10 protein-coding genes are annotated in these 12,632 nt (G+C 68.4%); 2 read left to right on the top strand and 8 right to left on the bottom strand.

The window, feature by feature from the left end; all coding sequences use genetic code 11:
- Positions 1–37: 37 nt before the first annotated feature.
- Genes RH91_RS01420 through RH91_RS01405 form a run of 4 tightly spaced genes read right to left on the bottom strand, consistent with a single transcriptional unit; the run spans position 38 to position 4,933 of the window.
- A complete protein-coding gene (locus tag RH91_RS01420; RefSeq protein ID WP_010160698.1) occupies positions 38–721 on the bottom strand; it encodes an HAD-IA family hydrolase in 684 nt (227 codons plus the stop codon).
- 32 nt (positions 722–753) lie between these two features.
- Entirely contained in the window at positions 754–2,268 is a 1,515-nt protein-coding gene (locus RH91_RS01415) for an efflux transporter outer membrane subunit (RefSeq protein ID WP_010160697.1), read from the bottom strand.
- A 5-nt stretch (positions 2,269–2,273) separates the two neighbouring features.
- Entirely contained in the window at positions 2,274–3,791 is a 1,518-nt protein-coding gene (locus RH91_RS01410; protein ID WP_010160696.1) for a DHA2 family efflux MFS transporter permease subunit, read from the bottom strand.
- Entirely contained in the window at positions 3,788–4,933 is a 1,146-nt protein-coding gene (locus tag RH91_RS01405; protein WP_010160695.1) for an HlyD family secretion protein, read from the bottom strand. Before RH91_RS01405 ends, RH91_RS01410 begins: the two co-directional genes overlap by 4 nt.
- Positions 4,934–5,127: 194 nt before the next feature.
- On the opposite strand from RH91_RS01405, the gene RH91_RS01400 reads away from it, so the two are divergent.
- Together RH91_RS01400 and RH91_RS01395 are read left to right on the top strand one after the other, a co-directional pair.
- Entirely contained in the window at positions 5,128–5,643 is a 516-nt protein-coding gene (locus tag RH91_RS01400) for a MarR family winged helix-turn-helix transcriptional regulator (protein ID WP_232283371.1), read from the top strand.
- The gene (locus RH91_RS01395) at positions 5,640–6,377 is read left to right on the top strand and encodes an SDR family oxidoreductase (RefSeq protein ID WP_010160692.1); all 738 of its coding nucleotides are present in this window, start codon (positions 5,640–5,642) and stop codon (positions 6,375–6,377) included. Before RH91_RS01400 ends, RH91_RS01395 begins: the two co-directional genes overlap by 4 nt.
- Before the next feature lie 26 nt (positions 6,378–6,403).
- Here the strand turns inward: RH91_RS01395 and RH91_RS01390 are convergent, their stop codons facing one another.
- The 4 genes from RH91_RS01390 to RH91_RS01375 all read right to left on the bottom strand — a co-directional run bounded on the left by RH91_RS01390 (position 6,404) and on the right by RH91_RS01375 (position 12,619).
- On the bottom strand, positions 6,404–6,979 hold the full coding sequence (locus RH91_RS01390; protein ID WP_010160691.1) for a response regulator transcription factor: 576 nt from the start codon (positions 6,977–6,979) through the stop codon (positions 6,404–6,406).
- On the bottom strand, positions 6,976–8,562 hold the full coding sequence (locus tag RH91_RS01385; RefSeq protein WP_010160690.1) for a sensor histidine kinase: 1,587 nt from the start codon (positions 8,560–8,562) through the stop codon (positions 6,976–6,978). Before RH91_RS01385 ends, RH91_RS01390 begins: the two co-directional genes overlap by 4 nt.
- Before the next feature lie 86 nt (positions 8,563–8,648).
- Positions 8,649–10,964 (bottom strand): GGDEF domain-containing phosphodiesterase, encoded by a 2,316-nt coding sequence (locus RH91_RS01380; RefSeq protein ID WP_010160689.1) that lies wholly within the window; start codon positions 10,962–10,964, stop codon positions 8,649–8,651.
- Positions 10,964–12,619, bottom strand: coding sequence for a ShlB/FhaC/HecB family hemolysin secretion/activation protein (locus tag RH91_RS01375; RefSeq protein WP_232283370.1), 1,656 nt, complete (start codon positions 12,617–12,619; stop codon positions 10,964–10,966). The genes RH91_RS01380 and RH91_RS01375 overlap by 1 nt, the downstream gene beginning before the upstream one ends.
- Positions 12,620–12,632 lie beyond the last annotated feature (13 nt).

The raw sequence follows: 12,632 nt of genomic DNA, 5'->3' as shown, positions 1-12,632 counted from the left end.
CGCTGGCCATGCCAGGGACGCTCGGGACGAGCGTTTCCTAGCGCGCCGGGGCCAGCCGGATCGTTCCCTCGTGGTGGATCGTGGTCAGCCCCACGTAATCGCGGACGGCCGGATATTCCGTTTCGACGGGGTGCGCATGCGTTGCAGTGATGACGACCACGGGTGCCCCGGCGGCGCGCCCCGCCGCGATCCCGGCGGGGGCGTCCTCGAACACGGCGCACCGGGTGACGTCCTTGCCCAGCCGCCGCGCCGCTTCGATGTAGCAATCGGGCGCGGGCTTGCCGACCGCAATATCCTCGGCCGTGATAAACAGCGGCGGCGCGGTCAGCCCGGCGGCGGCGAGCCGCGCCTCGGCGAGTTGGCGCGTGGCCGAGGTCACGATCGCCCAGCCGTCGTCCGGCAGGCTGCCGACGAAGTCGACCGCGCCCGCAATCGCGCGAACGCCGTCGAGGTCGGTCATCTCCTCGCGGACGATCCACGCCGCCTCCTCGCGCGGGTCGATCCCCGGGATCGCGAGCCGGGTGATCGTCTCGATCGTCTGCACCCCGTGGATGCTCGGCAGGATCTTGACCGGATCGAGCCCATGTCGGCGAAGCCAGCGCGACCACACCCGCTCGGCGGATTCGATCGAGGTCAGCAGCGTGCCGTCCATGTCGAAGAGAAAGGCTTCGAACGCATGGTCCGGATAGGGCGATCGGGGTGACGAGGGCTGTTCGGGCATGGCGTGCGCGTTCGGATAAAATGCTGCAAAACTCAATGGGCCGCAGCGCCGTCCGGAACGTCCCCGAGAACGGCTTGTCGTGCAGGGAGCGATTGTGGCTGCGCGGCATCGACCCAGCCGCCCGCGGTCGCGACATACAGGCGCGCGACGTTCAGGAACTGCCGTGTGCGCGCGACCACGAGGGCATTGCTCGAGCGCTGATACAGCCGCTCGGTCTCGAGCACCTGAAGGATACCGGAATTGCCGACCTGGAAACTGCGGCGTGACAGCTTGCGCGAATGATCCGCCACCGACACCGACTCATTCTGGTTGGCGACCGAGCGTGCATCGCTCTGGATCGCCGAAAGCAGGTCGGCGACCTGCTGGAAGGCGTCGAGAACGGTTTGCTGATAGGTCGCATCGCTCGCCCGCGCGCGGTCGATCGCCGCGGCGCGTTGCGCCTTGAGGGTCCCGCCGTGGAAGATCGGCGCAGTCAGCCCGGCGAAGATATCATAGCCCCGGAACGCATTCTTGACGAGATCACCGATCCCCGGCGCGCCCTGCGTCACGGTCGCGCCAAGCGTGATGTCGGGATACAGCCGCGCGGTCGCGACGCCGATCCCCGCGGCGGCGGCGTGCAGGTTCGCTTCCGCCTGCAGGATGTCGGGGCGGCGATGGACGAGTTCGGAGGGGAGGGCGACCGGGACCTGCGTCGGCAAGGTCAACCGGGCAAGGTCGAAGTCGGTCGCGCCCAGCGCGTTCGGCGCGACGCCGACGAGCGTTGCCAGCAGATGCCGCGCTTCCGCCAACTGCTGCTCCAGTTGCGGGATGTCGCCGCGATCCGCGGCATATTGGCTTTGCGCGTTGAGCACTTCGACCAGCGTGCCTTCGCCCCCCGCGCGGCGTTTCTGCGTCAGGTCGACGTTGCGCAGATCGTCCGCGAGCAAGGCGTTGGCGGTCGCGACCTGCGCGCGGATCGCGGCGACCGTCAGCACCTGATTGACGACCTGCCCCGCGATCGCGAGATGCGCCGCCTCGGTCTGGCGCCGTTGCGCCTCGACCTGCGCGGCGCTCTGTTCGACCTGGCGGCGCAGCCCGCCGAACAGGTCTAGATCGTAGCTGATCCCGCCGCCGACCGAGTAGAGATGGAATTCAGGGTTGCCGGCAGGCGCGAGCGGATTGCCCCCTGAAAAGCCGAAGCCGGCGAGATTGACCTGTTGTTGCTCGACCCGCGCGGTCGCGTCGATCTGCGGCAGCCGCCGCCCGGCCACTGCGCGCAGCTCGTCCTGCGCTGCCGCGAGCGTCGCGTTGCTTGCGGCAAGGCTCCGGTTGTTCGCGATCGCGCGGTCGACCAGCGCATCGAGGTCGGGCGATCCGAACGCCGTCCACCAGCGCCGGACCGGCCCCGCGCCGAACGCGATCCCCGGCGCGCCCGCGGGGGTGGCCTGCTCGCGCGCAGGCAGATAGGCCTCGGTCGCGGGTGCCTTGGGGCGGGCGAAGTCGGGGCCGACGGTGCAACCCGCGAGCGCGGTTGCCGCCAGCAGCGGGATCGTGAAGCGGTAACGCATGCGGATCAGTCCATATGGATGGTGGGTCCGGCCGCCGCGCCTTTGCGCGGGCCGCGCATCAGGAGCAGCAGCGGGATCACCGCGAGGGTCAGCACGAAAAGCATCCAGAACGCGTCGATGTACGACACCATCGACGCCTGGCGGGTGATCTGCGCGTTCATCGCCGCGACCGCGCTCGGCAGGTCGAAATCGAACCCGCCGGGCAGCGCGGGATTGTCCGGGCGAATCCCTTCGGTCAGCCGGGCGTGGACGGTCGCCGAATTGCGGATCGTCATTGCCTGGAGCACCGAGATGCCGACCGCCGAGCCGATGTTGCGCGTCAGCGTGAACATCGCCGCGCCTTCGTTGCGATATTTGGGATCGAGCGTCGCGAACGCGATCGTTGTCAGCGGCACGAACACCAGCCCGGTGCCGAGCCCCTGGATGAACCCGGAGATGATCACCAGCCGTTCGCTCATCCCGAGTGAGAAGCCCGACATCATGTGGAGCGAATAGGCGGCAAGTCCGAAGCCGATCAGGATCAGCAGCCGCGCATCGACCCGCTTGATCACCCGCCCGACGATGATCATCGAGATGAGCGTCCCGATCCCGCGCGGCGCGGTGACGAGTCCGGTCAGCACCACCGGATAGCCCATCAGCGTCTCGAGCATCGTCGGCAACAGCGCCAGCACGCCGAACAGCACGGTGCCGAGGAAGAAGCCGAATATCGAACCCGTCAGGAAGTTGCGATCCTTGAACATGCCGATGTCGATGAACGGCTGACGCGCGGTCAGCGTCTGGACGACGAACAGATAGCCGAAGAACAGCGCCATCGCGCCCTCGATGCAGATTTCGAGCGAGCTGAACCAGTCCTTGGTCTGCCCGCGGTCGAGCATCAGCTGGAACGACCCCAGCGCGAGCGCGAGCATCGCGAAGCCGAAGATGTCGAGCCGTGGCCTCGCCGAATCCTTGGTCTCGGTCAGGAACCCCGACAGGCCGATGAAGGCAAGGATGCCGATCGGCAGGTTGATGTAGAAGACCCAGCGCCACGACAGATTGTCGGTCAGCCAGCCGCCGAGCGCAGGCCCGATGATCGGCCCCAGGATCGCGCCCATGCCCCACACCGCCATCGCCGGGCCGTGGCGTTCGGGCGGGTTGATATCGAGCAGGATCGCCTGACTCATCGGCACCAGCGCGGCGCCGAACACGCCCTGGAGCAGGCGGAAGCCGACCAGTTCGCCGAGGCTGTTGGCAAGCCCGCACAGCCCCGAGACGACGGTGAACCCGACGATCGACCACAGCATCAGCCGCTTGCGCCCGAACCGTCCGGCCAGCCAGCCGGTCAGCGGCGTCATGATCGCGGCGGCGACGATATAGGACGTCAGGACCCAGGTGATCTCCTCGCTCGACGCCGACACGCTCCCCTGGATGTGCGGGAGCGCGACGTTGGCGATCGTGCTGTCGAGCGAGTTCATCACCGTCGCCGCCATCACCGCGGCGGTGATGATGTTGCGGGTCGCCGGGTCCGGGTAAGCGCCGGTCATCGCGCCTGCGTCGCGCCGCCGAACAGGTGGCGCTGATAGCCGGTGTCGACCTTCACCTCGACGCTCAGGCCCGCATGGAGCGGAAGGTCGCGCGGCAACCGATCGATGCTGAACTCGATCGGCAGGCGCTGGACGACCTTGACCCAGTTGCCGGTGGCGTTCTCGGGCGGCAGCAACGCGAAGCTGTTGCCGGTGCCGGGGCTGAAGCTCGCGACGCGGCCGGTCAGCTCGAGATCGGGAAAGGCGTCGACCTTGAACGTCGCGCGCTGGCCGATCCGCATGTGGTTAAGCTGGTCTTCCTTGAAATTGCCCTCGACCCACAACCGCGTGCTGGCGAGCGTGAACACCGGCTTGGCGGCGCTGACGTAGCTGCCGACCTGAAGCTGATCGACCTTGGTGACGATCCCGTCCTGCGCGGCGCGCACGACGGTATAGCCCAGATTGAGCTTTGCGCGCTCGAGCGCAGCCTGCGCGCGGCGCACCGCTGGCTGGCGGTCGGTCGGCGCGGTCACGCTTCCGGTCAGCGTCGCGGCGACGCTTGCATTCTGCTGGACCGAGGTCTGGATCTGCTGGCGCGCGGTCTGCGCCGCGAGCACGGCCTGATCATACTGGTTCTGCGATGAGATTCCTTCGGCGAGCAACGCCTTCTGGCGGGCGGCCTCGCGCACCGCATAGGCTAGCCGGTCGCGCCCGGCCTGCAGCGCGGCTTCGCCTTCGCGGAAGTTGGCGCGCAGTGACCCAACTTGCGCTTGCGCGGTCGCCAGTTCCGCGACGGCCTCGTCGACCGCAGCCTGATAGGGGGCCGGGTCGATCCGGAACAGGACGTCGCCCGAACGGACATGCTGGTTGTTCCGCACCGCGACCGCCACCACCGGGCCGCTGACGTTCGCGCTGACCGATACCAGGCCGGACTGGATATAGCCGTTGTCGGTCGCCTGATAGCGCCCGCCGCTCAGATAGAAGTACAGGCCGAGGATGACCGCCACGACCGGTGCCAGCAGGAGCAACGGCGTCCGGAGATTGCGCCGGCGGCGGGGTTGCGGGTCGACCGACGCCACGCGCGGAGCGGGATTCTCGACCGGGGGCGACGTCTCGATGCTGGGATAGTCCGTCGAGCGGCCGGGGGTATCTTCCAAGCTCATATTTCCTTGCTCACCGAAAGCAGCGGGGCGGCAGACTTGCGAGTCGAGCGGATCCGGATCGAGCGCTCCTGGTGGCTCCTGCTACCGAAAGGACATTGCGCGCAAGCGAATAGTACGCAAGCGCATGATCCGCTTGCGCAGTATCGCTCTTTGACGGACATGCGGAATTTGGTACCGACGGTGTACGGGGACAGATGAGGGACAAGAGCGGCGTTATGGTCACGATCGATGACAGTGGCTCGACCGCGCCGCCCAACCGTAGATTTGCGACGCAGGTGGTCTTGATCACCAAATTGCTGCGGAAGCGCTTCGATCAGCGCGCGCGCAGCATGTCGTTGTCCGACGGCAAGCCGCTCACGCGCGCGCAGTGGCGCGTCCTCGCCGCAATCTACGTCCGCGAGGGGGCAACGCAGCGCGAAATCGCCGAGATGCTGGAAATCGGCACGGTCACGACCGGGCAGACGATCGATCGTCTCGAGGCGGCGCAATGGGTCGAACGCCGCCCGGACCAGGCCGACCGCCGCGTCAACCGGCTCTACCTCATGCCACAGGCGATGCCGACGCTGGAACGGCTCGGGTTGCTCGATGACCGGGTCGATCAGGCCGCGATGGCGGGCATATCTCCCGCGGACATGGAACGCCTGACGAGCCTGCTCGAAACGATCATCACAAATCTGCTTTCGGCGGCGGACGAGACGGAGCCACGATGACGCGGTTGACCGGCAAGACCGCCCTCGTCACCGGGGCGAGTGGTGGCCTCGGCAGCGAGATCGCGCATGCTCTCGCCACGGCCGGTGCGCATGTTCTGGTGCAGGGGCGTGACGTGAATCGTCTGCGCGCTGTCATTAACGAAATCGCGGAGACCGGCGGTTCGGCGGAATCGATCGTTGCCGACCTCGATCGGGACGATGCGGCGGCGACCTTGCTCGAAGGGCGTGGCGGCATCGACATCCTGGTCAACAACGCGGGGGCGCGCGACCGCCGGCCGCTTGCCGATCTCGCTCGCGCGGATGTGCGTCGGATGCTGGAGACGAATCTCGTCGCGCCGTTCGATCTGGCCCGCGCCGTCGCCGCGCAGATGCCGAGCGGCGGCCGCATCATCAACGTCACGTCGATTGCCGGCCAGATCGCCCGCTCCGGAGACGCCGCCTATACGGTGGCAAAAGGGGGGCTCGATGCTTTGACTCGCGCTCTGGCGGCCGAGCTCGGGTCGCGCCAGATCACGGTGAATGCGGTCGCGCCGGGTTTCTTCGCGACCGAGGCGAACCGACCGATGGTCGCCGACCCCGCGATTGCCGACCATCTCAGCCGCCGCACGTCACTTGGCCGCTGGGGCCGCCCCGAGGAGATCGCGGGGGCCGTCCTCTTCTTCGCGTCGACCGGTTCTTCCTACGTCACCGGGCAGGTGCTTGCGGTCGATGGCGGCTATCTGGCGCATTTCTGACGATCGTTGACGGCGACCGCCACCGGTCACTGCGCGAGCGCGATCAACTGGGCGAGACCGTTCGCCCCGGTCTTGGCGACGATCGCGGCGCGGTGATCCTCGACGGTCTTCGGGCTGAGCGCCAGCGCGGCGGCGACGGCCTTGTTGCTATGCCCCTGGACGAGCAGGTCGAACACCTGCCGCTCGCGGCGGGTGAGGCTGGCGGTCCGTTCGATCACCGCGCGGGTCTGGCGCGACCAGGCGATCCCCTCGGCAACCGCCGCCAGCAGGCGATCCTCGTCGAGCGGTTTCTCGAGATAATCGAGCCCGCCGTAATGACGCACCGAATCGACCGCGTTGGCGGTGGTCGGCCACGCGGTCATGAAGATGATCGCAACCCCCGGATCCAGCGCACGCAACCGATCGGCGAAGGCGAACCCGTCCAGATCGCCCATCATCACGTCGGTGACGACACAATGCGCCGGGGCCTCGGCATAGACCTCGAGCAGCAGGGCGGGGTCGAGGAACGGTTCCGCGGCGTGGCCGTGCCGCCCGAGCAAACGCGCCACGCTCGCGCCGAGATCGCCGTCGTCGTCGACGACATATACGGTTGCAGCGGTCATTTGCGGTCTCCGGCAAGGGGGAGGGTAAGGCGGACGATATGGTGCCCGGCGCGTTCCTCGCGGGTCAGGCGACCATTGTGCGCCTCGACGATCGCGCGCGCGACGAGCGTCCCGACCCCCATGCCTGCGTAAGGGGCGGTATCGGCGCAGGGATTGGCGACGGAGATGATGACGTCCTGCGCGTCCTGGTCGATCCCCACATGGATATCGCGGGTCTGGCAGGCCTGGATCGCGTTGCGGAGGACGTTGACGAGGGCTTGCGCCAGTTCGATTTCCTGGCCCAGCACGACCAGATCGGGATCGATCGGGCCGACGATCAGCGCGACCCGCGCCGATTTCGCTTCCGGTGCCGCAAGTCCGAGAACGATGTCGATCAGCGCGTTGACCGGAAGCAGGGACGGCTCATCCACCGCGCGGCCGCCAAACCGGCGAAGCCGCCGGACGAGGACGGACAGCGCATCGGCCTTGCGCTCGATCAGGCTGGCGCTGGCGGCAATTTCGTCCCCGGCATTCACGGTGATTTCCGCGAGATGCCGCGCCTCGATCGCCAGCGTCGACAGGGGCTGGCTGATTTCGTGGATCACCGCGACCGACATCGCGCGCAGCGTCTTCAGCCGCTCGGCCTGGAACAGCATCCGGTCCCGCCGGGCGATATCGACCCGCGCCCGTGCCTCGGCTTCGGCGAAGCTGCCCGCCAGATAGCCCACCACGACGACCGCCGCGAGACTGAGGTGGAGCGACAATCGCTCGTCGATCGGCATGACGCCGCTGGTGTGCGGCAGCACCACGAGCGCGACCAGGACGATCGCCCCCCACGCCGCCGCACGTCCGAAGCGCAGGCCGATCCAGGCGGTCCCAAGCAGAACCGGCGTCGCCGGAAGGCCAAGCCCGATGCCGGAGAGCGCGACGACCATGCCGATCGATATCGCAAGCACCGCAACCGCCTCGACCGCATGCTGCAGCCGGGGGCGTTGGAACGACGCCCGCCCGGCCACGACATCCTCCAGCCACAGCAGCGGCGGGGCCAGCAACAGGACGCCAAGCAGGTCGCCGACCGCAAAGGCGGTCAGTGACGCGATGATCTGTCGCAGGCCGTCGACATGCGTGATTGCGGGTTGCAGGAACGCCGAGGGCAGGGCGAACAAGGCCGCGGCGATCGGCGCAAGGACGGCGGCGAGGCCGAACGGCATCGGCGGCGTGACCAGGCTGGTCTGGCCGCGTTCGGTCGCCCAGCGCACCCCGGCGACCGTAAGCCCGTACGCGAGCACCGGACGCGCCACGCCGACGATCTGGATGGGCCAGTCCCCCGCCGGTTGAACGACCCCGTTGAAGACCTGCATCACGATCTCGATCACGGCGACCGCCACTGTCAGCCGGGCACCCCCGCGCCACAGCAAGGCGAGACGAAGCCCCGCCGCCGGAAACCAGAGCGAGTAATAGCTGCTTCCACCCCAGAAGGCGGCAGCCCGGTGCGCGAGCAGGAATGCGCCCGCATAGCCGAGCAACACTAGCCCTTCGCGACCGGTCGGGGGCGTCGGTATCAAACGGATCAGTGTTCGACCGAAAGTCGCGAATGTCCCCATGGCGCGCCTCCATGGCGGATCGAGGCGGTCGGCCCAAGCCGGGAAATTCCCGGAACGCGGTCAGCCCCGGTCGACGGCCCGCTCCCTCAGGCCGCGAGCGTGGACGGATCGGCCAGCAGCGCCAGCAACTGCGGCAGCGGGAGCGGGCGACTGATGAAATACCCCTGGATCACATCGCATCCGCAGGTCTTCAGGAAGTCGAGACAGGCCTGGTCCTCGACCCCCTCGGCGACGACCTTGAGGCCGAGGTCGTGCGCGAGTTCGATGGTCGAGCGGACGAGAACGCCATCGGCGCGGTTGACATGGGCGTGCTGGACGAAGCTTCGGTCGATCTTCAGTTCGTTGAGCGGCAACTGCTTCAGGTACGTCAGCGTCGACTGTCCGGTCCCGTAATCGTCCATCGAGAGCGCGATCCCGAGCGCGCGATACCGTTTCAGCGCGGCGATCGCGCTGGTCGGATCGGACATGGCGGCGGATTCGGTGACTTCGAAGACCAGCGCGGTCGCGGGGACATCCGACGTACCCAGAATGTGCTCGACCTCCGCATTGAACGCCGCGTCCGAAAGCAGGTTGGCGGAGATGTTCACGGCAGCGGTCACCGCACCATGGGCGGTGCGCCAGCCGGACAGGTCGCGGACCACGGTCCGCAACACGTGGAGCGTGAGGGGGGCGATCCGGTTGGTCTTCTCGGCGAGCGGAATGAACAGGTCGGGGCCGATGAACCCGCGCATGGCGTGACGCCAGCGGACCAGCGCTTCGGTGCTGGTGATCCGCGCGGTCCGCACGTCGTATTTCGGCTGGTAGAAGACTTCGATCCCGCCCTCGACAAGCGCCGTGTCGAGCTCGCCCATCAACGAGATCGACCGTTCGAGACCGCCGTCGTCGGCAACGCTGCGGCGCCAGAAGCCCCCGCCCTGCAACGCCTGCTCGGCGGCAAGCGCCGCGTCCGCGAGCAGGCGTTCGATTGCGGTCGAAGCGCCGGTCGCAACCCCGAGCGCGACCGCGACATCGACCCTGCGGCCGGAGACCTCGACCGCTTGCAGCAGGATCGCGCGCAGCCCGTCGAGCGTGTCGTCGACCGGTTCGTCCTGCGGCAGCACGAACGCGAGCTGACGGTCGGCGGCGCGATAGACGCGGTTTCCGCTCGCCACCAGCGCGAGGCGGTCGGCGATCCGCAACAGGACGTCGCCCGAGGGCCGCGACCCGAGGACCGCGACCAGACTGTCGTAATTGGCGAGCTGCACCACCACCAGAGTGCACTCGGCAGAGTCGAATCGTTCGGCCGCCAGCGACAGTCCGTTGGGAAGACCGGTCGCCGCGTCGATCATGCGCTGGTCGCGGAACCGTCCGGCGACTTCGCGAATCCCGCAGGCGCAACCGGCAAAGGTGAGCATGCCAAGCGCGGCGGCGAGCGGGTAGGTGATCAGCAGGGCATGCTGTGCCAGCAACGCCGCGCCGGACACCAGGAACAGCGCGACAGCCACCGTCGCGAACAGCGCGGCACTCCGCAGCCGGACGACGCCGGCCACGATCAGGAAAGCGAGCAGGAACGGCACGGCCGCGCTGCCGTTGACCGGGATGCCGCGCAGCAGGGTTTCGGCGGCCATCGCCTGCACCACCACACCCGGAATGACCCCCCACAAAGGGGTCGCATAGCGGTCGCCCATTTCAACCGCGGTCGCCCCGATCAGGACCGAGCGACCCCGGACCCGCGCCGGATCGAACGTGCCGTTGCGGACATCGATGAAGCTGAGGCGGGGGATGGTCGCCGGGTCGATCGACATGTCGATCGGAAAGCCGACGTTTACGGTGCCCGAGGTTTGCGCAATATAGGCGGACAGCGAGGGGCGTGGCACGCCCGCCGTCACCGTGCCGAACGGCATCGCGCGGACCTGCCCGTCGGTATCCGGCTGGATGCTGACCGACGCGAGCGCGACCGGCGCGCGGAACATCGCGAGCGGCAACGCATCGATCGTGCGCTGGTCGGCCGAATTGGCGCTCTGGCCGAAGGTCGGCAAGGCGACCAGCCCGGCGGAACGCCCCAGTGCTGCGGCAAAGGCGGTGTCGCCGGGCGAGTCCGCTGACGACGAGAAGTCCACGTCGAACACGATCGCGCTGGCCCCCGCCCGACGCAGATGGTCGACCACCGCGGCGTAATGCGCGCGCGACCAGGGCCACCGCTTGATCGCGCGCGCACTTTGCGCGTCCATCTCGACCACCACCACCTTGCCGCTCGCCACCTGCGGGACCAGCGCAAAGCGCGCCGCGCTGAGCGTACGGTCGATCGCTGCGCCGATCGGGAGGAACGTGAGCAACAAGCCGACCAACGCGGCCGTGCCGACGATCGCCCAGCTCGACGGCCGTGAGTCGAAGGCTGCGGTCAGCCCGCGCGCAATCCGCATCAGAACACCCGCGACAGGCGGAAGGACAGGCGGGGATCGCGGTTACGGGTATCGAAACGGTCCGCGTTGATCGGCAGTGCGATTTCGAGCATCCCGCTCAGCCGACCGCGACCGGTCCGCACGCCCGCCGCGGTCGACAGCAGCGCGCCACCCCCGGCACCGCCGCGCAGGTTCCCGACATATCCGCCGTCGACCGACGCATAGAGTTGCACCCGATCGACGAGGCGCGGCGCAAACCGCCCGAGATCGAGACGGACTTCGCCCGAGCCGAGGATGCCGTTGTCGCCGGTGCGCTCGGCGTAATCATAGCCGCGCCCGAAGCCCGGACCGCCGACGCCGATTTCCATCGTCGCGAGCAACGGGCGCGATGCGACCTGCGCTTCCGAGGCCAGCGCCAGGCTGACCCGGCGCGACAGCGGCGCGACCCATTCCGCGGCGTAGCTCAACACGACGAAACGCGCGTCGCCATCGCTGCGCGATATCCGCGCGTCGCCCTCGTGTGACACACCCGGCACCGGGAGCCCGTCGGTCAGCCGCACCCCGCCGCGCAGGATCCCGGAACCTGCGCGCATCGTTCCGGTGAGCGCGCCCGTCAGCGTCGCGATCGAATCGTCGCGCAAGGGGAAGCCGAGCAGGCTTTGGCGACTCCGCAGCCCGCGGATTTCCACCGTCGCCCACAGGCTGCGCTCGCGCGACCGCAGGATCGGCCGGGAGTAGAACAGGCTCGCGTCGAACGTCTCCCCGGTGACGTCGAGCGGTCCGAGGGCGGCACCGGGGTTGGCAAGACCATAAGACGCGGACGCCGAGACGGTCGCCCCGCGCGAATCGACCGGCGCGGTGTAGCGCCCACGAACGAACACGAATTCCGAAGGGTTGATCGGCGTGTTCGCCAGAAGGAGGCTCGCTTCATCCCCCGACTGGAACAGACCGCGCGCGTTGGCGATCGCGGTCGCGCGGATCGGCCCGACTTCCTTGCTGCCGCGATTGTCGACCTGCGCGTAACCGCTCAGCCGATCCTCCGTTATCGTCACCAGCAGGATCCCGAACCCGTCCTGGCGCAGATACTTGCTTTCCTTGACCGTGATCCCCGGGATGTCGCCGACGAGCAGGATCGCGCGTTCGAGCTGTTCGCGGCGGACCGGGCGGCCGGTGACGAGCGCCTGGGTCAGCATGCGATCCGCCAGCGCATTGGGGTGGCCGATCACGCGCACCGCCGACAGCGTTCCTGCGTCGAGCCGCACCCGCAGCACGCCGTCGGCCATCGCCTGCGGCTCGATCCATGCGCTGGCGAACGGATAGCCCGCCTGCCGCGCGACATCGGCGACCGCGCGGGAAAGCGCCCTGAGATCGCTGCCGGACAGATTCCGTCCGAGGTACGGGATCAGGCCGTTGCTGAAGCGGTCCCGCGCAATGTCGTCCGCGCCCTGGACCACGATCGCCTGCGCGATTCGCGGTGCGGCCCGCGTTTCGGCTTGTTCGGTTCTCGGGCCCGTCGCGACCACCGGTTCGGTGGCGGGCTGCGGTGATGCGGGGCGTGGCAAGGTGCGCGAGAGGATTGCGGGGTCGGCGCGATTGAGCTGGTCCTGCGCCTGCGCGGCGCTCCACGGACACAGCACGGCCGCACCGCCCGCCAGCACACTTCTCGCCACACGCATTCCAGAAACCTCC

The organism is Sphingomonas sp. PAMC 26617, assembly GCF_000242835.1.
GTDB lineage: Bacteria > Pseudomonadota > Alphaproteobacteria > Sphingomonadales > Sphingomonadaceae > Sphingomonas.
The sequence above is the reverse complement of the archived record's forward strand: the minus strand, read 5'-3'. Positions and strand labels throughout refer to the sequence as shown.